The organism is Ruegeria sp. BJ3, from assembly GCF_056535665.1.
The window spans coordinates 2,257,207-2,277,952 of record NZ_JBQFIT010000001.1 but is presented as its reverse complement, the minus strand read 5'-3'; the positions used below and the strand labels follow the sequence as shown (position 1 = coordinate 2,277,952).

The window sequence follows — 20,746 nt, the reverse complement described above, 5'->3', positions numbered from 1 at the left end:
TTACTCAGGCTCCCTTGTCCCGGCGTGCCTTTTTCGCCTTCAGCATCTCGAACAGCTTGCGGGCATAGCCCGGTTTGTTTTCCTGTTTGGCGCGACCCACCGCCAGGGCGTCGGGTTCGATGTCGCGGGTCACGATGGTGCCCGTGGCCGTCATCGCGCCGCTGCCCACGGTGACCGGGGCCACCAGCATGGTGTTCGAGCCGACAAAGACGTTCTCGCCGATCACCGTGCGGTGCTTCATCACGCCATCATAGTTGCAGGTGATGGTGCCCGCGCCGATATTCGTACCCGCGCCGACCGACGCATCGCCGATATAGCTGAGGTGATTGACCTTGGCGCCCTCGGCGATTTCGGCATTCTTGATCTCGACGAAATTGCCGATACGGGTGTTCTCGGCCAGTTCCGCCCCCGGACGCAGCCGGGCATAGGGGCCGACCACGGCGCCGCGGCTGACATGGCAGCCTTCCAGGTGCGAAAACGCCCGGATCGCCGCGCCGCTTTCGACCGTGACGCCGGGGCCGAAGACCACGTTGGGTTCGATCACCGTGTCGCGGCCGATCACCGTGTCGGCGGCCAGATAGACCGTCTCGGGGGCCATCAAGGTGACGCCCAGATCCAGCAGTTCGGCCCGGGCGCGGGCCTGGAACACGGCATCGGCCGCGGCCAGATCGGCGCGCGAGTTCACGCCCAGCGTCTGCGCCTCGTCGCACGAAACGGCTGTGACCTTCAGGCCGCGGTCGCGCGCGATCGCGACCACGTCGGTCAGGTAGTACTCGCCCGAGGCGTTTTCGTTTCCGACCGCGTCGATCAGGTCGAACAGAGTGCCCGCGTTACAGGCCAGAAGGCCCGAGTTGCAGAAGGTTATGGCGCGTTCTTCATCTGAAGCATCCGTGAACTCGACGATCCGCTCCAGGGCGTCGCCGTTCACCACCAAACGGCCGTACCGGGCCGGGTCGGCGGCCTCGAAGCCCAGGATCACCAGATCGTTGTCAGCCCGCGCGGCGATCATGCGCTCCAGCGTGTCGGGCTGCAGAAACGGGGTATCGCCGTACAGAACGACCACGTCGCCGGTGAACCCGTCCAAAGCCGCGCGCGCCTGGGCGACGGCATGGGCGGTGCCCAACTGTTGGTCCTGCACGACGATGCGCGCGTCTTCATCCTCGGCCTGCGCGACCTTGGCCACCGCCTCAGCGCCGTGGCCGGTGACGATGACCGTGCGTTCGGGTTCCAGAACCGACCCCGCGCGCATGGCGTGCACCAGCATCGGAACCTGGGCGATCGGGTGCAGAACCTTTGGGATATCCGAATTCATCCGGGTGCCTTTTCCGGCGGCAAGGATGACAAGGGCAGTGCTCATGAATGCGTTTTCTCTTTTGTTTTGTCGCGGTCCGTTTTATCCGCTGAGGGCAAAGGCGCAAGCCGTTCGGCCATCAAACAAGATTGCCGTTTGCAACACGAGATGGCGGAAAACTGCCGAGCAAGGAGACAGAATGCGCACGGTCATCTTCGATCTGGACGGGACTTTGGCCGATACGTCGGGGGATCTGCTGGCGGCGGCGAACCACTGTTTCCGGCAGATGGGGCATGGCGATGTGCTGGTGCACGGGCAGGATGCGGCGGTGGCTTTGCGTGGGGGACGGATGATGTTGACCCACGGGTTGAAACGCGTGGGCGCCTACGACGAAGAGACCGTGAATGCCTATTACCCGGTCCTTCTGGATGCTTACGCCCAGGCAATCGACACCCACACCACCTTCTATCCCGGCGCGCTGCAGGCGGTCGAGGCGCTAAAGGCCGCCGGGTACGGTGTCGGCATCTGCACCAACAAGCCCGAGGCGCTGGCCGAGCTGCTGATGGCGCGGCTGGGCGCGCGGGCGCTGTTCGGCTCGCTGGTGGGGGCGGATACTCTGCCGGTGCGCAAGCCCGACCCCGCGCCGTTGCGCGAAGCGGCGCGCCGGGCCGGTGGGCATCCCGACCACTGCATTCTGGTGGGCGACTCGGATACCGACCGGAACACGGCCCGCGCCGCCGGAGTGCCGTCGATCCTTGTGACCTTCGGCCCGTCCGGCGATGACATGGCCGCGCTGCAGCCCGAGGCGCTGCTGCACCATTTTGACGATCTGCCCGCAATCGTCGCCGAGCTTGTGGGCGCGGCGGCCTGATCTCTTGACCCGCGCTGCGACTGGCCCCACAAACGACTCCATGACCGAGCGATTTTCTGGCAGTTTCACCCAGCAGGAGCCGATCCCCGACGAGGCGATCGAGGCTGCGCTGGCCGTTCTGCGTCACGGGCGGTTGCACCGCTACAACGTGGCCCCGGGAGAGCTGAGCGAAACCGCTCTGTTGGAACAGGAATTTGCCGCGCAGATGGGCGCGAAATACTGTCTGGCCGTGTCCTCGGGCGGCTATGCGCTGGCCACGGCCCTGCGTGCCGTGGGGGTCCAGCCGGGGGATGCGGTTCTGACCAACGCTTTCACGCTGGCCCCGGTGCCGGGGGCGATCGCCTCGGTCAATGCGCGCCCGGTATTTGTGGGCGTGACCGAGGGGTTGACCATCGATCTGGGCGATCTGGCGGCCAAGCTGGACCGCGCCAAAGTTCTGATGCTCAGCCACATGCGCGGGCATCTGTGTGACATGGACCGGTTGATGCAGATGTGCGACGCCGCCGGAGTGACGGTGATCGAGGACTGCGCCCACACGATGGGCGCCGCTTGGCGCGGGCAACTGTCCGGCCGTCAGGGGGCGATCGGCTGCTATTCCTGCCAGACCTACAAACATGTGAACTCGGGCGAGGGTGGTCTGCTGGTTACAGATGACGAGATGCTGGCGGCCAAGGCCACAATGCTTTCGGGCTCGTACATGCTGTATGAACGCCACCTTGCGGCGCCGGGTCCCGAGGTGTTCGAGCGGATCAAGTACACCACGCCGAACGTGTCGGGGCGGATGGACAATCTGCGCGCGGCGATCCTGCGGCCCCAATTGCGCGATCTGGATCGGCAGGTGCGGCGCTGGAACGAACGTTATGCCGAGATCGAGTCGGGCCTGCGCGGCACGCCCGGCCTGACCATCGTCGAGCGGCCCGCCGAGGAGAGCTATGTCGGCTCGTCGATCCAGTTCCTGCTGCTGGATTGGGCGCCTGAGCAAATCGCCGAGGTTTTGCGGCGCTGCGCAGATCGCGGGGTCGAGCTGAAATGGTTCGGTGGGGCCGAGCCGACCGGGTTCACCTCGCGCTATGACAGTTGGCGCTATGCCGAGTCGGAGCGGATGCCCGAGACCGACCGGATTCTGCGCGGGATCATCGACATGCGCGTTCCGCTGACCTTCTCGCTGGACGATTGCCGCCTGATTGCCGGCATCATCCGCGCCGAGGTCGGCGCTGTTTTCCAACAGTAATTCAATCGAGTGCGCCATGCGGCGCACGCTCGAATCCTGAAAAAGCCGCCTTGGGGCGGCTTTTTCATTTGGGTCACGCGATGATTGACCGCGCGGGGAAAGGTCTGTATCAGTTTATTGAACACCTGTTCATTAACGCGAAAGAGGAGAGCGCGGATGTTCACGGCGACAATGCAATTCGATCTGGGTGAAGATGTGAACGCGCTGCGCGAGATGGTGCACCGCTGGGCGCAGGAGCGGGTCAAGCCGCTGGCGGCCGAGATCGACAAGACCAACGCCTTTCCCAACGAACTGTGGAAGGAAATGGGTGAACTCGGTCTGCTGGGCGTAACCGTTCCCGAACAGTATGGCGGCGCCGAAATGACCTATCTGGCGCATACGATCGCGGTTGAAGAAATCGCACGCGCCTCGGCATCGGTGGCGCTGTCCTACGGGGCGCATTCCAACCTCTGCGTCAACCAGATCAAGCTGAACGGCACTGAAGAACAGAAGCAGAAATACCTGCCGCGCCTGATTTCGGGCGAACACGTAGGTGCCCTGGCAATGTCGGAACCCGGGGCGGGGTCGGATGTTGTGTCGATGAAACTGCGAGCGGAAAAGCGCAACGACCATTACCGCCTGAACGGCAACAAATACTGGATCACCAACGGGCCGGATGCCGATACGCTGGTCGTCTATGCCAAGACCGACCCGGAGGCCGGGTCCAAGGGCATCACGGCCTTCCTGATCGAGAAAGAGATGAAAGGGTTCTCGACCTCGCCCCATTTCGACAAGCTGGGTATGCGGGGCTCGAACACGGCCGAGCTGATCTTTGAAGATGTCGAGGTGCCGTTCGAGAACGTGCTGGGCGAAGAAGGCAAGGGCGTCGCCGTGCTGATGTCGGGCCTCGACTATGAGCGCGTGGTTCTGGCCGGGATCGGCACCGGCATCATGGCTGCCTGCCTGGACGAGATCATGCCCTATCTGGCCGAGCGCAAGCAGTTCGGCAAACCGATCGGAACCTTCCAGCTGATGCAGGGCAAGATCGCCGACATGTACACCGCGATGAATTCGGCCCGGGCCTATGTCTATGAGGTCGCCAAGGCCTGTGACCGGGGCGACGTGACCCGGCAGGATGCGGCGGCGTGCTGCCTCTATGCGTCCGAGCAGGCGATGGTGCAGGCGCATCAGGCTGTTCAGGCCATGGGCGGGGCCGGGTTCTTGGCGGATGCGCCAGTCAGCCGGATCTTCCGCGATGCCAAGCTGATGGAGATCGGCGCGGGCACCAGCGAGATCCGCCGGATGCTGATCGGCCGCGAATTGATGAACGAAATGCTCTGAAGAAAAACGCCTCGCCGACGAGGTCACGGCGAGGCGTTTCCGATCAAGGGATCAGAAGCGATGGACGTAGGACACGCCAACCAGCCACGGATCGATCTCGGCCTTGCCGATGTCGGCTCCGTTGAGGGTGACGTCCGAGTCGATGTCGAACCAGCGGACGTTCAGGCGAACCGCGCCCTTGTCCGTGACCATGTAGTCCAGGCCGGCCTGCAGCGACACGCCGAACGAGTCGTCGACCTTGAGATCGCCCAGCGGCGATTCCTCGTCAAAGAACACGGTGTAGTTCAAACCGGCGCCGACATAGGGTTTCCAGGCGCTGTTGGTTGCAAAGTGGTAGTTCAGCGACAGTGTGGGCGGCAGGTGCTTGACGCTGCCCGCGTCGACGCTTCCGCCCAGCGTGATGTCATGGCTGAACGGTGTTGCGGCCAAAAGCTCGATGCCCAGATTGTCGCGGATGAAATACTCGGCGGTGAAGATCGGGCGGGTGTCCGAGTCGACGTCGGCGCTGAAGCCGGCGAGGGACCCGTTGTCGGATTTCGGGTCGAGGTAGCCGATACCGACACCAACGGTCCAGTCCCCCTGAGACTGGGCGAATGCGGGGGCCGAAACAGCGGCCAACGCGGTGGAAAGGGTGAGGATGGCGAGTTTGCTGGTCATGTTCTTGCCTTTGGTTTTGTGTGCAAGCCGACCATGCCCGCAGGATGGGGCGCCCACTCTGATCTGCATCAAGTTTCGACGATGTTCGATATTCAACTTGGCGCAGCAACCTGTATAAATATAAGGGAAAAACGCCATGTGTCCCGCTGAGCTCATACCGGGTTTGCGGTCTGGTGGCAGCTGGGACATACCGCCCAGGCTGAACATGGCGCACCAGTGTCTCTCGCGGCCCGCTGAGCAGGTGGCGATACTCGATCTGTCTTCCGCGGCTACGACCGAGATCACTTATGGTGAACTTGACCTAATGACCGACCGGCTGGCGCGCGGGTTGCTGGGCCGCGTGCAACCCGGCGACCGGGTCGGCGTGCTGCTCAGCCAGTCGCCGTGGTGCGCGGCGGCGCATCTGGCCATCTGGAAGATCGGGGCAATCTCGGTGCCGTTGTTCAAGCTGTTCAAGCGCGATGCCCTGGCCTCGCGCATCGGCGATGCGGGGGCCGGGTATGTGCTGACCGACGGCGAGGGCGCCGATATGTTGGGCAATTTGGCGCAGCCGCTGATCGTGTCCGAGCTGGGGGCGGACGGGCCCGCCGTGGATTTTGCTGACACCGGCCCCGAGGATCCGGCGGTGCTGATCTATACCTCGGGCACGACGGGCAAACCCAAAGGCGCGCTGCATGGGCACCGGGTGCTGACCGGGCATCTGCCGGGCGTTTCGATCAGCCACAACCATCTGCGCGCGGGCGACTGCCTGTGGACGCCGGCCGACTGGGCCTGGATCGGCGGGTTGTTCGACGTGCTGATGCCTGGGCTGGCGCTGGGCATCCCGGTCGTTGCCGCGCGGCTCGACAAGTTCACTCCCGAGGCCTGCGCGGATTTGATCGCTCGCGGCGGCGTGCGCAACGTGTTCTTTCCCCCCACGGCGCTGCGGATGCTGAAGGCCGCGGACATGACGATCCCCGGTCTGCGGTCCGTGGCCTCGGGCGGCGAGCCGCTGGGCGCGGAAATGCTGGCGTGGGGAGAGCGGGCCTTTGGCCTGACGATCAACGAATTCTACGGCCAGACCGAATGCAATATGGTTGTCTCGTCTTGTGCCGAGGATTTCCCCGCGCGCCCCGGTTGCATCGGCAAGCCAGTGCCGGGCCACGAGGTCGCGGTGATCGACGCCACAGGCAACCCGACCGACGCCGAGGGCGACGTGGCCATCCGGCGCGGCTCGGCCTCGATGCTGCTGGAATACTGGAACAACCCGCAGGCCACGGCCGAGAAGTTTCGCGGCGATTGGCTGATCACCGGTGACCGCGGCTTGTGGGAGGGCGACTATCTGCGCTTTGTCGGCCGCGAGGATGACGTGATCACCTCGGCCGGATACCGCATCGGCCCGGCCGAGATCGAGGATTGCCTGCTGACCCATCCGGCGGTGGCCACCGTGGGCGTGGTCGGCAAACCCGATCCGCTGCGGACCGAGATCGTGAAGGCCTATGTGGTGCTGAAACCGGGGTCTGAGGCCTCGGAGGCCGAGTTGCAGGATTGGGTCAAGGACCGTCTGGCGCATTATTCCTACCCGCGTGAGGTGGCTTTTGTGCAAGACTTGCCTTTGACCGTGACGGGAAAAGTCATTCGCAAGGAATTGAAACGTCGCGCGTCCGAGGAGATATGCCATGGCAGATAAATCCAGCGTCCGGACCGGAATCGAGTTCAGCGCGACCGTCATCGCGGTCATCGGGGCTGTGTGGGCCGGAAAGACCTATTTCGAAACGTGGATGCACGACACGATCGACAAGGCTGTCGAAGAAAAGATCGCCGTCATCGAAAAACTGCAATTGGCCGACCTTCTGGTTTTATACGGCTACCCGGATGAGGCCATCTCGGAATTGCGCAAGATCGCCGATCGGGTCGCGAGGCTGGACGCTGAAGACAAACGCAGGATCGCGTTCTACGACAACTATCTGGATGCGGTGGCCGATTCCGACGGCACCCTGAAATTCGAACCGGAAATCCGGATGCTGCACAGCGTCTTCAGCAACGAGATGCAGACCGACGGCTGGCACGACGAGAAGCTGGCCTATGTCGCAATGTTCCTGCCCGAGGCACAGGCGGATGACGGGTATTTCGACCGTCAGGTCGTGGGGCGGCTCAAGCTTGCGGTCAGCCAATACGAGGCAGACGACGACTATGAGAGCCTCGGGAGCGCCTATCGTAACCTGTCGCTGGCCTATCTGTGCCGGGGTGAACAGGACCAGGCCGTCGAGGCGATGGAAATGGCGGCCGAGATGCAGCCGTTCGAATACTATTTCATGGTTCCGATGTGGGACCTTGAGGATTTCCTCGAAGAGCCGGAAATCAAGAAGCTGGACACCGTCTGTTCCAGCAACGTGTCGCAGGGCTATGCGCGCATCATGCAGAGCTTTGGCGTCAGCGAAAACCCCGTTCGCGAATTTCTGAGAGAGTATACCAGATGAAGCTGCGATCTTCCGCTTTGCCCTCGTCCGATGGCTTCAAGCAAAACCGTGCCGCGCACCTTGAGGCGCTGGCGCAGATCTCGGACGCCGCCGAGGCCGCGCGTATGGGCGGGGGCGAGAAATCGCGCGACCGCCATGTGTCGCGGGGCAAGATGCTGCCGCGCCGGCGGGTGGCCAACCTGCTGGATCCGGGGTCTCCGTTCCTCGAAATCGGCGCGACGGCGGCGCATGGCATGTATAGTGGTGCGGCCCCCTGTGCCGGTGTCATCGCAGGGATCGGCCGGGTGCAGGGGCAAGAGGTCATGGTGGTCTGCAACGACGCCACCGTGAAGGGCGGCACCTACTATCCGATGACGGTCAAAAAGCACCTGCGCGCGCAAGAGATCGCCGAGGAAAACCATCTGCCCTGCATCTATCTGGTCGACAGCGGCGGCGCGAACCTGCCCAACCAGGATGAGGTCTTTCCCGACCGCGACCATTTCGGCCGCATCTTCTACAACCAGGCCCGGATGAGCGCCAAGGGCATTCCGCAGATCGCCGTGGTCATGGGCTCGTGCACCGCTGGCGGCGCCTATGTGCCGGCCATGTCCGACGTGACGATCATCGTCAAGGAACAGGGCACGATCTTTCTGGCCGGTCCGCCGCTGGTCAAGGCGGCAACGGGCGAGGTTGTCAGTGCAGAAGACCTGGGCGGCGGCGACGTGCACACCCGCCTGTCCGGCGTCGCGGACTATCTGGCCGAGGATGACGCCCACGCGCTGGCTCTGGCCCGCCGGGCCGTTGGCTCGTTGAACCGGAACAAGCCGCAGACGGTGGATTGGGCCAGCCCCGAAGAACCGGCCTATGACCCCGAGGAAATTCTGGGCGTCGTCCCGGCCGATCTGCGCACACCGTACGACATTCGCGAGGTGATCGCGCGTCTGGTCGATGGCTCGCGCTTTGACGAGTTCAAGCCTCGGTTCGGTGAAACGTTGGTGACAGGCTTTGCTCATGTCAAAGGCTGCCCCATCGGCATCATCGCCAACAATGGCGTGCTGTTCTCCGAGGCCGCGCAGAAAGGCGCGCATTTCGTCGAACTGTGCAGCCAGCGCAAGATTCCGCTGGTCTTTCTGCAGAACATCACCGGCTTCATGGTTGGCCGCAAGTACGAGAACGAAGGCATCGCGCGCCATGGCGCCAAGATGGTGACCGCCGTGGCCACCACAAGCGTGCCCAAGATCACAATGCTGGTGGGCGGCTCGTTCGGGGCCGGGAACTATGGCATGGCCGGGCGCGCCTATCAGCCCCGCTTCCTGTGGACGTGGCCAAACAGCCGTATCTCGGTCATGGGCGGCGAGCAGGCCGCCGGTGTTCTGGCAACGGTCAAGCGCGACGGGATCGAACGGCAGGGCGGCACATGGTCGGCCGAAGAAGAGGCCGAATTCAAACGCCCAACGCTCGAGATGTTCGAGGAGCAGTCGCACCCGCTTTATGCCTCTGCCCGGCTGTGGGATGACGGCATCATCGACCCGCGCAAAAGCCGTGACGTCCTGGCCCTGTCGCTGAGCGCCGCGTTGAACGCGCCCATCGAGGACACGCGCTTTGGCGTGTTTCGGATGTAGAAGGGGCGGTTTGATGCTGGAAAACCTGAAAGAAAGATATCCGGGGGCCGAGACCTTTCAGTTCGGCGACAACCGTGCATTGTGCGACGAATTGCTGGCTCTTGTCCGCTCGGGCCGCAAGACCGCGACATGTGGCGCGTTGCGTGACTTTACGGCGGATGGCGAGGCAATGCCGCAAGTTGGCCGCCGCGACATCGCTTTGGACTGGGACGGGCAGCCCGCGCTGGTCATCGAAACGGTCGATGTGACGGTCCGGCGCTATTGCGATGTGGACGAGGCATTTGCCTTGGCCGAGGGCGAAAACGACAGCCTGGAAGGCTGGCGCGAGGATCATCGCAGATATTTCGAACGAAACGGCGGCTTCGACCCAAAGATGGAGTTGGTCTGCGAACGGTTTCGCCTTGTGGAAGATCTGGCAGGGAAAGGGTAACAGCCATGTTTGACAAGATCCTGATCGCCAACCGAGGCGAGATTGCCTGCCGGGTCATCGAAACCGCGCACAAGATGGGCGTGGCCTGCGTTGCCGTGTACTCGGATGCGGACGCGGCCGCCAAGCATGTGCAGATGGCGGATGAGGCCGTACATATTGGCGGGGCGGCTCCGGCCGACAGTTATCTGAAGGGCGACGTGATCATTCAGGCCGCGCTGGATACCGGCGCGCAGGCGATCCACCCAGGGTACGGGTTTCTGTCCGAGAACCCCGATTTCGTGGATGCCGTGCAGGCCGCGGGCCTGACCTTCATCGGCCCCTCGGCGGATGCGATCCGCAAGATGGGCCTGAAGGATGCCGCCAAGGCGCTGATGGAGCACGCCGGCGTCCCGGTCGTGCCCGGCTATCACGGCGACAACCAGGACCCTGAGCATCTGGCCGGAGCGGCCGACACCATCGGCTATCCGGTTCTGATCAAGGCGGTGGCCGGCGGTGGTGGCAAGGGGATGCGGCTGGTCGAGAGGCCGGCGGATTTCGCCGCTGCTCTGGACAGCGCCCGGGGTGAGGCCAAGACTGCTTTTGGCAATGATGCCGTTCTGGTCGAGAAATTCGTGGCCAAGCCCCGTCATATCGAGGTTCAGGTTTTTGGTGACGGCACCCATGCCGTGCATCTGTTCGAACGCGACTGCTCGCTGCAGCGCCGCCACCAGAAGGTGATCGAGGAAGCACCGGCGCCCGGAATGACGCCCGAGATGCGCGAAGCGATGGGCCAGGCGGGCGTGCGCGCGGCCGAGGCCATCGGCTACAAGGGCGCAGGCACCGTGGAGTTCATCGTCGATGCCTCGGACGGGCTGCGCCCCGACCGCTTCTGGTTCATGGAGATGAACACCCGCCTGCAGGTCGAACACCCGGTGACCGAGGCCATCACCGGAATCGACCTGGTCGAATGGCAGTTGCGGGTTGCAGCCGGGGAAAGCCTGCCCAAGCGGCAGGCAGAGCTGTCGATCAACGGTCATGCCTTCGAGGCCCGGCTCTATGCCGAGGACGTGCCCAAAGGGTTCCTGCCCGCGACGGGCACTCTGACCCATCTGGAGTTTCCGCACGGCTGCCGCGCCGACAGCGGCGTGCGGGCGGGTGACACGATCAGCCCATGGTATGACCCGATGATCGCCAAGGTGATTGTGCACGGCCGGACCCGCGCGGTGGCGCTGGAACAACTGCACCGCGCGCTGCGCCGGACGCAGGTGGCGGGAACCGTCACCAACCTGTCTTTCCTGGGCGCACTGACCCGGCACGCCGGGTTTGCGGCGGGCGATGTCGATACCGGGTTGATCGGCCGCGATCTGGACGATCTGGTGCGCGAACCCGCCGTCACCCCGGCAATGACCGTTGCGGCGGCGATGGCCGCGACCGGGCTGGACAAACCCGCCCAGGATACCGGATTTACCCTCTGGGCCCCGCTGCACCGGGCGCTTCAGCTGAAGCGCGACGGCGAGGTTCTGGATCTGGACGTCCAGGTCGCAGGGCCGGACCGGCAGGACTGGCAGGTTGGCGGGGCCAGCGTGATCGCCGAACGGGTCAACGGCCGCTGGATCATCGACGGCCAGCCGATGCCTCCGGTTGCGATTGCGGGCCACGATGTCACCGTGTTCGACGCCTATGGCGTGAACTTCGAGATGCTGGACCCGCTGGACCGCGATGTCAGCGCCGCCGGTGACACCAACGTGGTCGAAGCGCCGATGCCCGGGCTGGTCAAGGCGGTATTTGCCGCGCCGGGGCAGGCGGTGAAGGAAGGCGACCGGTTGGCCATCCTCGAGGCCATGAAAATGGAGCATTCGCTGCTGGCCGCCCGCGACGGTGTCGTGGCCGAGGTTCTGGCCGAGGCCGGATCGCAGGTCGAGGCCGGTGCGGCGCTGGTCCGGCTGGAAGACGACTGAAACCCTGAACGCCCGCCCTGAACGGGGCGGGCCGGGACTGTACAGGAGGGCACCGCCATGGCGGAACGTGTCGAGATTTTCGAAGTGGGGCCGCGCGACGGGCTGCAGAACGAAAAGCGTGAAATCCCGGTTTCCGAGAAGATCGCGCTGGTCGACTGCCTCAGCCGGGCGGGGTTCAGCCGGATCGAGGTGGCCAGTTTCGTATCGCCCAAATGGGTGCCGCAAATGGCCGGCAGCGCCGAGGTGCTGGCCGGGATCACCCGCGCCCCCGGCGTGCGCTACGCCGCGCTGACCCCGAACATGCGTGGCTATAAGGACGCGCTGGCCGCCGGGGCGGATGAGATCGCGGTGTTTGCCTCGGCGTCGGAGGGGTTTTCCAAGGCCAACATCAACGCGACCATCGCCGAATCCATCGAGCGGTTCGTCCCGATCCTTGAGGCGGCGCGCCATATCGACCTGCCGGTGCGGGGATACGTCTCTTGCGTGACCGACTGCCCCTATGACGGGCCGACGCCACCCGCCAAGGTGGCCGAGGTGGCCGACCTGCTGTTCGCGCACGGCTGTTACGAGATCTCGCTGGGCGACACGATCGGGCAGGGGACACCCGACAGCATCGCACGAATGCTGCTGGCGGTGCGTGAATACGTGCCCGCGACCCGTCTGGCCGGGCATTTCCACGACACCAACGGGCGGGCGATCGACAATATCGACGCGTCTCTTGCGCTGGGCGTCCGGGTGTTCGACGCAGCCGTGGGCGGATTGGGCGGCTGCCCCTACGCGCCTGGCGCGGCCGGGAATGTGGCCACCGAAGCCGTTGCCGCGCATCTCGAACGGCTGGGCTATGATACCGGGCTGGACGTTGCCGTGCTGAACCAAGCGGCGGAAATGGCCCGCGCGATGCGGGCGGGATAAGAGGCTGACATGTTTGAGACCATCTCGATCTCCACCGATTTGCGCGGCGTTGCCACGCTGACGCTGAACCGGCCGGAAAAACACAACGCGATGTCGGCGCAGATGATCGCCGAGCTGACCCGGGCCGCCGCGCAACTGGGGGAAACCAACGACGTGCGTGTCGTAGTTCTGACCGGCGCGGGCAAGAGCTTCTGCGCCGGGGGTGACCTGGGCTGGATGCAGGCCCAGATGGCCGCCGACCCCGAGACCCGCTTTGTCGAGGCGCGCAAGCTGGCCGAGATGCTGAACGCCCTGAACACCCTGCCAAAACCCTTGATCGGCGCGCTTCAGGGCAACGCCTTTGGCGGTGGCGTGGGCATGGCCGCGGTCTGTGATGTGGCCGTCGGCGTGGACAGCCTGAAGATGGGGCTGACCGAAACCCGGCTGGGGCTGATCCCGGCCACCATCGGCCCCTATGTCATCGCCCGCATGGGCGAGGCCCGCGCGCGGCGCGTGTTCATGTCGGCCCGTCTGTTCGACGCGGCCGAGGCGGTGGATCTTGGCCTGTTGGCGCGGGCCGTTCCGGCGGATGAGTTGGATGCCGCGATAGAAGCCGAAGTGCAGCCCTATCTCTCCTGTGCGCCGGGCGCCGTGGCCTCGGCCAAGGCGCTGGTTCGGAACCTCGGACCGCGTATGGACGACGCGGTGATCGACCACACGATCCGGGCGCTGGTCGACCGCTGGGAAACTGACGAGGCGCGTGAGGGAATCGGCGCTTTCTTCGACAAGCGAAAACCTTCATGGAATAGTAAGGTTTGACCGCCCGCGACCATTTGAAGCCAAGGGTTTGCGCCTAGTGCAGCGCTGGGCGTTGGCAAGCCGAATATTCGGTGCCATGCGCGCTTCTGCTCGGTTGACCCTCTGACCCCGCGCGGATAGAGAATGTCCAGTCAACACGCCAATTGACGGCGTGTCTCGTTCGGGATGCGCAGGAAAGGAGCCACTCGTGGAAGAGCTGTTGCGGGAGTATCTCCCGATCCTGGTGTTTCTGGCCGTCGCCGTGGGCCTTGGAATCGTCCTGATTCTGGCCGCCGTCGTTCTGGCAGTCCGAAATCCCGACCCCGAAAAGGTCAGCGCCTATGAGTGCGGGTTCAACGCGTTCGACGATGCGCGGATGAAGTTCGATGTCCGATTCTATCTGGTGTCGATCCTGTTCATCATCTTCGACCTCGAGATTGCGTTCCTGTTTCCCTGGGCCGTGGGCTTCAAGGACATCAGCGATGTCGGCTTCTGGTCGATGATGGTGTTCCTCGGCGTTCTGACCATCGGCTTTGCCTATGAATGGAAGAAGGGGGCCCTGGAATGGGAGTGATGACGGGTGCAAACACCGCTGGCGTCGACAAGGAAGTCGCCACCCAGGCCCTGAACGCCGAGTTGCAGGACAAAGGGTTCCTGCTGACTTCGTCCGAGGACATCATCAACTGGGCGCGCACCGGCTCGCTGCACTGGATGACCTTTGGTCTGGCCTGCTGTGCGGTCGAGATGATGCACACCTCGATGCCGCGTTACGACGCCGAACGCTTCGGCATCGCGCCGCGCGCATCCCCGCGCCAGTCGGACGTGATGATCGTGGCCGGTACGCTGACCAACAAGATGGCCCCGGCGCTACGCAAGGTCTATGACCAGATGCCCGAGCCGCGCTATGTGATTTCGATGGGGTCCTGCGCCAATGGTGGCGGGTACTACCACTATTCCTATTCCGTCGTGCGTGGCTGCGACCGGATTGTTCCGGTGGACATCTATGTGCCCGGCTGCCCGCCGACGGCCGAGGCTCTGCTGTACGGTCTGCTGCAGCTGCAGCGCAAGATCCGCCGCACCGGCACTATTGTCCGCTGAGGAGGGACCGAGATGAGCGAAGCACTCAAGGAACTCGGCACGCATATCGAGCTCAAGCGCACGGACTGTGTTCTGTCATGGAGCGTGGCCCATGACGAGCTGACGGTTGATGTTGCGCCCTCGAGCCTGGTGGAATTTGTCGAGTTTCTGAAAACGGATCAGAACTGCAAGTTTTCTACCTTGGTCGACATTACCGGAGTTGACTACCCCGAACGCGCCAAACGGTTCGACGTGGTTTACCACTTTCTTTCGATGTACCAGAACCAGCGCATCCGGATCCGGATCTCGGTGCGCGAGGAAGACATGGTTCCGTCGATCGTCGATGTGCACCCCTCGGCCAACTGGTTCGAGCGTGAAGTGTTCGACATGTTCGGCATCCTGTTCTCGGGCCACCCGGACCTGCGTCGCATTCTGACCGACTATGGCTTTCGCGGCTATCCGTTGCGCAAGGATTTTCCGACCACCGGGTATATCGAAGTCCGCTATGACGAAGCGCAGAAACGGGTCGTGTACGAACCGGTCTCGCTGGTTCAGGAATATCGCCAGTTCGATTTCATGAGCCCGTGGGAAGGTGCGAACTATGTTCTGCCGGGGGATGAAAAACAGGAGACCTGACAATGGGTGGCATCTGGTGGCTGATCCTTTCTGCACTGACCATCATTCCGATGGTGAAGATCTTGCCGTTTTTCGGGATCAACAAATACTGGTGCCTTCTCTGCCTGGTCCCATTCGGCACGATCGCGTTGCTGTGGTGGGTCGGGTTGAAACTGCAGGAACTGGAGCGCCGCTGAGATGGTCATGCTGCTGGGGGAACTTATTGCGTTGGGTGCGCTGGGGGTCCTGCTGGCGGGGGCCGCAGCCAAAGCGCTTGAGGCGGAAAAGGTCCGGGTTCGGGCCGAAGCGAAAAAGAAACGAGGGCGTTGATGGACGGCTCAAGATACGATGACGGCAGCACGGACGCGCTGAGCGGAGAACAGAAGATCCGCAACTTCAATATCAACTTCGGCCCGCAGCACCCTGCGGCGCACGGAGTTTTGCGTCTTGTGCTTGAGCTGGACGGCGAGATCGTCGAGCGTTGCGACCCGCATATCGGCCTGCTGCACCGCGGTACCGAAAAGCTGATGGAAAGCCGGACCTATCTGCAGAACCTGCCGTATTTCGACCGATTGGACTATGTGGCGCCGATGAACCAGGAACATGCCTGGTGCCTGGCCATCGAAAAGCTGACCGGCGTCGAAGTTCCACGCAGGGCCTCGTTGATCCGGGTCCTGTATTCCGAGATTGGGCGCGTTTTGAACCATCTGCTCAACGTGACCACGCAGGCGATGGACGTGGGCGCGCTGACCCCGCCGCTGTGGGGCTTTGAAGAGCGTGAAAAGCTGATGGTGTTTTACGAGCGTGCCTGCGGTGCGCGCCTGCACGCGGCCTATTTCCGCCCCGGCGGTGTGCATCAGGACCTGCCGCCCGAGTTGCTGGACGACATCGAGACCTGGAGCCACGAGTTCCCCGCCGTTCTGGACGACATTGACGGACTGCTGACCGAGAACCGGATCTTCAAACAGCGCAACTGCGACATCGGCGTGGTGACCGAGGAGGATATCCAGCAATACGGCTTCTCGGGCGTGATGGTGCGCGGATCGGGCCTCGCCTGGGACTTGCGTCGCGCGCAACCCTATGAATGCTACGACGAGTTCGAGTTCCAAATCCCCGTCGGCAAGAATGGGGACTGCTATGACCGCTACCTGGTGCGGATGGAAGAGATGCGCCAGTCGGTGTCGATCATCCGTCAGGCCATCGCCAAGCTGCGCGACTGCCCGGGCGACATTCTGGCCCGCGGCAAGATCACGCCGCCGAAACGCTCGGACATGAAGACCTCGATGGAGAGCCTGATCCATCACTTCAAACTGTACACCGAAGGGTTCCACGTTCCGGCGGGTGAAGTCTATGCCGCCGTCGAAGCGCCCAAGGGCGAGTTCGGCGTCTATCTCGTCGCCGACGGCACCAACAAGCCGTACCGCGCCAAGCTGCGTGCGCCCGGTTTCCTGCACCTGCAAGCCATGGACCACGTCGCCAAGGGCCACCAACTGGCCGACGTCGCCGCCATCATTGGCACCATGGACGTCGTATTTGGAGAGATTGACCGCTAATGCTCCGCCGTCTTCATCCCGAACAACCTGATAGCTTTGCCTTCACTCCCGCCAATATGGATTGGGCCAAGGCGCAGATCACCAAGTACCCCGAGGGCCGTCAGGCCAGCGCGGTCATCCCGCTGCTGTGGCGCGCACAAGAGCAGGAGGGCTGGCTGAGCCGTCCGGCGATTGAAACCGTCGCTGACATGCTGGGCATGTCGTACATCCGGGTGCTCGAAGTTGCGTCCTTCTACTTCATGTTCCAGCTGCAACCGGTTGGGTCCGTTGCGCATATTCAGGTCTGTGGCACCACGTCCTGCATGATCTGCGGGGCCGAAGACCTGATCGCGGTCTGCCGCGAAAAGATCGCGCCCAAGCCGCACCAGCTGTCGGCGGACGGCAAGCTGAGCTGGGAAGAGGTCGAGTGCCTGGGCTCCTGCACCAACGCCCCGATGGCACAGATCGGTAAAGACTATTACGAGGACCTGACCGCCGAGAGTTTTGGTCGGATCATTGATGAAGTGGTCGCTGGCAAGGTTCCGGTGCCGGGTCCCCAGAATGGGCGCTATGCGGCCGAGCCTCTGGGCGGGGTGACCAGCCTGGAGGACTACGAGGGTGGCAAGGCAAAGCACAATGCCAGTGTGCAACTGGCCACGGAACTGGGCGATACCGTCAAGCGCATCGACGGAACCGAGGTTCCGATTTTGACGCCTTGGTTGGGCAAGGATGGCAAGGTCGCCGGCGCGAAAGCCGCGCCCAAGCCGCCGAAGGTGCCAGAGCAGGGCAAACCAGCCGCCCGCCAGGCCGCACCCAAGAAATCCGCCAAGGCCGAGCCATCTTCGCCCGAGGGCGCCGCGGCCAAGCCGGAAACGGCTGAGGCTCAGCCCGAAACGCTGAGCGGTGCGCGCGACGGCAAGCCCGACGACCTCAAGCTGCTGAAAGGTGTGGGGCCGAAGCTCGAGCAGACGCTGAACGAGCTCGGGTTCTACCACTTCGATCAGATCGCGGCCTGGACGCCCGAACATGTGGCCTGGGTTGATGCCCGGCTGAAGTTCAAGGGCCGGATCGAACGCGACGGCTGGATCGAGCAGGCGGCCAAGCTGGCTGCTGGTGAGGAAACCGAATTTTCCAAACGTGCCAAGCAAGACGGCACCTACGAAGACTGAGAGACGGTGCCCGATACGTGCATCGGAGTGTGATGGACAAGGACAAGGAACAGGCCATCGCCCGCAAGGGCCGACATATCGGCGTGGTCATCGCGGTGACCATGCTGTTGTGGCTTGCCATGACCCTGTTCATCGGCCCGGCCCTGGAGCTGCCGGGACGCTTTGCGCTGCTGTTCGATTTCGCCGCGATCGCGGCGTTCATCTATGCGGGCGTCAACATATTTCAACTCTGGCGCATGCGTCAGGACAGCTGAAGGTAACACGCGATGCTGAAGGATCAGGACCGGATCTTTACCAACATCTACGGGATGCACGAGCGCACCTTGAAGGGCGCCCAGGCCCGGGGGCATTGGGACGGCACTGCTGGCCTGATGGAAAAGGGTCGCGACTGGATCATCCAGACGATGAAAGACTCAGGCCTGCGCGGGCGTGGCGGTGCGGGCTTCCCGACCGGCCTGAAATGGTCGTTTATGCCGAAGGAAAGCGATGGCCGCCCGTCCTATCTGGTGGTCAACGCCGACGAATCCGAACCGGGCACCTGCAAGGACCGCGAGATCATGCGCCACGATCCGCACACGCTGATCGAAGGCTGCCTGATTGCGTCTTTCGCGATGAATGCGCACACCTGCTACATCTACCTGCGCGGCGAGTACATTCGTGAGCGCGAGGCACTGCAGGCTGCAATCGACGAGGCCTATGATGCGGGCCTGCTGGGCAAGAACGCCGCCGGATCGGGATGGGATTTCGACCTGTTCCTGCACCACGGGGCAGGCGCCTATATCTGTGGCGAGGAAACCGCGCTGATCGAAAGCCTGGAAGGCAAGAAGGGCATGCCGCGCATGAAGCCGCCTTTCCCGGCGGGGGCGGGTCTGTATGGCTGCCCGACCACGGTGAACAACGTGGAATCCATCGCGGTTGTCCCCACGATCCTGCGGCGTGGCGCCGACTGGTTCGCCGGTTTCGGCCGCCAGAACAACGCGGGCACCAAGCTTTTTGCCGTCTCGGGTCACGTCAATACCCCCTGTGTGGTCGAAGAGGCGATGTCGATCAGCTTTGAAGAATTGATCGAGACCCATTGCGGTGGCATCCGCGGCGGGTGGGACAACCTGTTGGCCGTGATCCCCGGTGGCTCGTCCGTGCCTTGCGTGCGCGGCGAGAACATGCGCGACGCGATCATGGATTTCGACTATCTGCGCAACGATTTGGGCTCGGGGCTTGGCACGGCGGCGGTGATCGTAATGGACAAGTCCACCGACATCATCAAGGCCATCTGGCGCCTGTCGAAATTCTACAAGCACGAAAGCTGCGGCCAGTGTACGCCCTGCCGCGAGGGTACGGGCTGGATGATGCGGGTGATGGACCGCCTGGTGCGCGGCGAGGCCGAACTGGAAGAGATCGACATGCTGTTCGAGGTGACCAAGCAGGTCGAAGGCCATACGATCTGTGCGCTGGGTGACGCGGCCGCATGGCCGATCCAGGGCCTGATCCGCAACTTCCGCGAAGAAATCGAAGACCGCATCAAGGCTCAGAAATCGGGCCGTATGGGTGCGCTGGCGGCGGAGTGACAACGATGGAAGCCTATGCAGAGTATTCCCACGCGATTGCGTCTTTGGTGATTTTCACACTGGTCGTTTTGTTCCTATCGCCGTTTTCGGCACTGGCGAAACAGGGCAAAGGGCTGGCTCCTGGCGCGACCCCCGACCAGGACTATGCCGACAAGGCTTATCGCCTGAACCGTGCCTATCTGAACGGCACCGAGACTTTGCCCGCGTTTCTGACCGTTACTGTGGCAGCCATTCTGTTGGGCGCCAGCCCGGTCTGGGTGAACTGGCTGGCCGCGATTGCCTTGGTCGCGCGACTGGTGATGCTTGTCGTACACATTCAGGGCGTTGGCAAACCGCATAGCGGTATTCGTTCAGTCCTGTATGTGGTGGCTTGGGCCTGCATGTTTGTGCTTGGGATCCTTGCATTGGTGGCTGCGTTCTGATGGCCGTCACACTTGTTGATATCACCGCGAACCTGCGTCGCCCGGCTGTCGGTGTGCTTGTTCTGCTGACGCTGCTTTCGGCCTGCGGGACGGCTCCAACAAGCGACCGGATCCTGTTTGACGGCAAGTCGTTTCGGGCCAAGGCAAAGCCGGTCGACAAGAAACGGTCGCCTGCGGATTTCACCGTGACGATCAAAGGTGTGTCAGCCTCGCTGGATGGCGCGCGCGAAGCTGGTCGGTACGAGGGCACCCGGTTCTGCATTCAGAATTTCGGTTCCTCCCGCATTGCGTGGAAGGTTGGTCCTGACACCGAACCGCAGAACCTGCGCATCGAAAACGACAGCCTGACATTTGCCGGAGCCTGTCAACGACCATGAGCTGCGCTATTGCATATCCTGCGCTGATCGGGCGGCCGTTATTGCATAACAGCCGTGCCGCGGGACGTCTTGGGGAACCCAAGACGAAAGGATATGTCATGAAATTTGTGAAACTTGCCGCATTTGCCTGTGCGACGGCGTTGCCCGTCTCGGCGGACGCAAAGCCGCCCTTGCGCGAAGTCAAGGAAATCGACAACGAGCTTTACTACATCGCCATCGCAAATGAGATCTCGGAATACTGCCCGTCGATCAGTGGGCGGCGAATGAAGGCAATCGGTGTGATGTGGAGCCTGCGGTCCAAGGCCAACAGCCTGGGTTATTCGGACGGAGAGATCCGGGCCTATGTCGAGTCGGACTCTGAAAAAGCGCGGATGCGGGCCAAGGGCGAGAAGTATCTCGCGCAGAACGGCGTGAGCTACGGAAAAGCTGAAACATTCTGTGCCCTGGGGCGCAAGGAAATCGAACGAAACAGCGCCATTGGCGTGTATTTGAGGGCGAACTAG

General features: G+C 63.2%; 24 protein-coding genes. 22 read left to right on the top strand and 2 right to left on the bottom strand.

Annotation, left to right across the window (positions count from 1 at the left end; genetic code table 11):
- Positions 1 to 4: 4 nt before the first annotated feature.
- Entirely contained in the window at positions 5 to 1,357 is a 1,353-nt protein-coding gene (gene glmU, locus ACR3EL_RS11435) for a bifunctional UDP-N-acetylglucosamine diphosphorylase/glucosamine-1-phosphate N-acetyltransferase GlmU (RefSeq protein WP_480721636.1), read from the bottom strand.
- A 133-nt stretch (positions 1,358 to 1,490) separates the two neighbouring features.
- Between glmU and ACR3EL_RS11430 the strand changes: the two genes are divergently transcribed.
- The 3 genes from ACR3EL_RS11430 to ACR3EL_RS11420 all read left to right on the top strand — a co-directional run bounded on the left by ACR3EL_RS11430 (position 1,491) and on the right by ACR3EL_RS11420 (position 4,713).
- Positions 1,491 to 2,162 carry an HAD-IA family hydrolase gene (locus ACR3EL_RS11430; protein ID WP_480721634.1) on the top strand — a complete coding sequence of 224 codons (672 nt, stop codon included), beginning with the start codon at positions 1,491 to 1,493 and terminating at the stop codon, positions 2,160 to 2,162.
- 40 nt (positions 2,163 to 2,202) lie between these two features.
- A complete protein-coding gene (locus ACR3EL_RS11425; protein ID WP_480721633.1) occupies positions 2,203 to 3,393 on the top strand; it encodes a DegT/DnrJ/EryC1/StrS family aminotransferase in 1,191 nt (396 codons plus the stop codon).
- 156 nt (positions 3,394 to 3,549) lie between these two features.
- Positions 3,550 to 4,713 carry an isovaleryl-CoA dehydrogenase gene (locus ACR3EL_RS11420; RefSeq protein WP_170340374.1) on the top strand — a complete coding sequence of 388 codons (1,164 nt, stop codon included), beginning with the start codon at positions 3,550 to 3,552 and terminating at the stop codon, positions 4,711 to 4,713.
- A gap of 51 nt (positions 4,714 to 4,764) precedes the next feature.
- On the opposite strand, the gene ACR3EL_RS11415 is transcribed toward ACR3EL_RS11420, so the two are convergent.
- The gene (locus ACR3EL_RS11415; RefSeq protein ID WP_093965074.1) at positions 4,765 to 5,370 is read right to left on the bottom strand and encodes an OmpW/AlkL family protein; all 606 of its coding nucleotides are present in this window, start codon (positions 5,368 to 5,370) and stop codon (positions 4,765 to 4,767) included.
- 136 nt (positions 5,371 to 5,506) lie between these two features.
- Between ACR3EL_RS11415 and ACR3EL_RS11410 the strand changes: the two genes are divergently transcribed.
- The 19 genes from ACR3EL_RS11410 (at position 5,507) to ACR3EL_RS11320 (ending at position 20,746) form a co-directional block, all read left to right on the top strand.
- Complete coding sequence (locus tag ACR3EL_RS11410; RefSeq protein WP_170340376.1) at positions 5,507 to 7,039, top strand: AMP-binding protein; 1,533 nt, start codon at positions 5,507 to 5,509, stop codon at positions 7,037 to 7,039.
- Positions 7,029 to 7,829, top strand: coding sequence for a hypothetical protein (locus tag ACR3EL_RS11405; RefSeq protein ID WP_170340378.1), 801 nt, complete (start codon positions 7,029 to 7,031; stop codon positions 7,827 to 7,829). Before ACR3EL_RS11410 ends, ACR3EL_RS11405 begins: the two co-directional genes overlap by 11 nt.
- A complete protein-coding gene (locus tag ACR3EL_RS11400; protein WP_170340380.1) occupies positions 7,826 to 9,430 on the top strand; it encodes a carboxyl transferase domain-containing protein in 1,605 nt (534 codons plus the stop codon). The genes ACR3EL_RS11405 and ACR3EL_RS11400 overlap by 4 nt, the downstream gene beginning before the upstream one ends.
- A 13-nt stretch (positions 9,431 to 9,443) precedes the next feature.
- On the top strand, positions 9,444 to 9,860 hold the full coding sequence (locus ACR3EL_RS11395) for an ASCH domain-containing protein (RefSeq protein ID WP_170340382.1): 417 nt from the start codon (positions 9,444 to 9,446) through the stop codon (positions 9,858 to 9,860).
- Positions 9,861 to 9,865: 5 nt separating this feature from the next.
- Entirely contained in the window at positions 9,866 to 11,797 is a 1,932-nt protein-coding gene (locus ACR3EL_RS11390; protein WP_170340384.1) for an acetyl/propionyl/methylcrotonyl-CoA carboxylase subunit alpha, read from the top strand.
- A 57-nt stretch (positions 11,798 to 11,854) separates the two neighbouring features.
- A complete protein-coding gene (locus ACR3EL_RS11385; protein ID WP_170340385.1) occupies positions 11,855 to 12,709 on the top strand; it encodes a hydroxymethylglutaryl-CoA lyase in 855 nt (284 codons plus the stop codon).
- A gap of 9 nt (positions 12,710 to 12,718) precedes the next feature.
- Positions 12,719 to 13,507, top strand: coding sequence for a crotonase/enoyl-CoA hydratase family protein (locus ACR3EL_RS11380; RefSeq protein WP_480721628.1), 789 nt, complete (start codon positions 12,719 to 12,721; stop codon positions 13,505 to 13,507).
- A 187-nt stretch (positions 13,508 to 13,694) separates the two neighbouring features.
- Positions 13,695 to 14,060 carry an NADH-quinone oxidoreductase subunit A gene (locus ACR3EL_RS11375; RefSeq protein WP_093964903.1) on the top strand — a complete coding sequence of 122 codons (366 nt, stop codon included), beginning with the start codon at positions 13,695 to 13,697 and terminating at the stop codon, positions 14,058 to 14,060.
- Positions 14,051 to 14,584 (top strand): NuoB/complex I 20 kDa subunit family protein, encoded by a 534-nt coding sequence (locus ACR3EL_RS11370; RefSeq protein WP_093964904.1) that lies wholly within the window; start codon positions 14,051 to 14,053, stop codon positions 14,582 to 14,584. Before ACR3EL_RS11375 ends, ACR3EL_RS11370 begins: the two co-directional genes overlap by 10 nt.
- A gap of 12 nt (positions 14,585 to 14,596) precedes the next feature.
- Positions 14,597 to 15,199 (top strand): NADH-quinone oxidoreductase subunit C, encoded by a 603-nt coding sequence (locus tag ACR3EL_RS11365; protein ID WP_170340389.1) that lies wholly within the window; start codon positions 14,597 to 14,599, stop codon positions 15,197 to 15,199.
- Between the two features lie 2 nt (positions 15,200 to 15,201).
- Positions 15,202 to 15,375, top strand: a complete 174-nt coding sequence (locus tag ACR3EL_RS11360) for a hypothetical protein (protein WP_010442775.1) — start codon at positions 15,202 to 15,204, stop codon at positions 15,373 to 15,375.
- A 7-nt stretch (positions 15,376 to 15,382) separates the two neighbouring features.
- Positions 15,383 to 15,508 carry a hypothetical protein gene (locus ACR3EL_RS11355; RefSeq protein WP_261391884.1) on the top strand — a complete coding sequence of 42 codons (126 nt, stop codon included), beginning with the start codon at positions 15,383 to 15,385 and terminating at the stop codon, positions 15,506 to 15,508.
- A complete protein-coding gene (locus ACR3EL_RS11350) occupies positions 15,508 to 16,731 on the top strand; it encodes an NADH-quinone oxidoreductase subunit D (RefSeq protein WP_170340391.1) in 1,224 nt (407 codons plus the stop codon). The genes ACR3EL_RS11355 and ACR3EL_RS11350 overlap by 1 nt, the downstream gene beginning before the upstream one ends.
- Positions 16,731 to 17,879, top strand: coding sequence for an NADH-quinone oxidoreductase subunit E (locus ACR3EL_RS11345; protein ID WP_480721625.1), 1,149 nt, complete (start codon positions 16,731 to 16,733; stop codon positions 17,877 to 17,879). Before ACR3EL_RS11350 ends, ACR3EL_RS11345 begins: the two co-directional genes overlap by 1 nt.
- Before the next feature lie 32 nt (positions 17,880 to 17,911).
- Positions 17,912 to 18,133 (top strand): DUF5337 domain-containing protein, encoded by a 222-nt coding sequence (locus ACR3EL_RS11340; RefSeq protein WP_093964908.1) that lies wholly within the window; start codon positions 17,912 to 17,914, stop codon positions 18,131 to 18,133.
- A gap of 12 nt (positions 18,134 to 18,145) precedes the next feature.
- Complete coding sequence (gene nuoF, locus ACR3EL_RS11335) at positions 18,146 to 19,444, top strand: NADH-quinone oxidoreductase subunit NuoF (RefSeq protein ID WP_170340395.1); 1,299 nt, start codon at positions 18,146 to 18,148, stop codon at positions 19,442 to 19,444.
- A gap of 5 nt (positions 19,445 to 19,449) precedes the next feature.
- Entirely contained in the window at positions 19,450 to 19,866 is a 417-nt protein-coding gene (locus tag ACR3EL_RS11330; RefSeq protein ID WP_170340397.1) for an MAPEG family protein, read from the top strand.
- A complete protein-coding gene (locus tag ACR3EL_RS11325) occupies positions 19,866 to 20,243 on the top strand; it encodes a hypothetical protein (RefSeq protein WP_170340398.1) in 378 nt (125 codons plus the stop codon). The genes ACR3EL_RS11330 and ACR3EL_RS11325 overlap by 1 nt, the downstream gene beginning before the upstream one ends.
- Complete coding sequence (locus ACR3EL_RS11320; RefSeq protein ID WP_306372402.1) at positions 20,240 to 20,746, top strand: DUF5333 domain-containing protein; 507 nt, start codon at positions 20,240 to 20,242, stop codon at positions 20,744 to 20,746. The genes ACR3EL_RS11325 and ACR3EL_RS11320 overlap by 4 nt, the downstream gene beginning before the upstream one ends.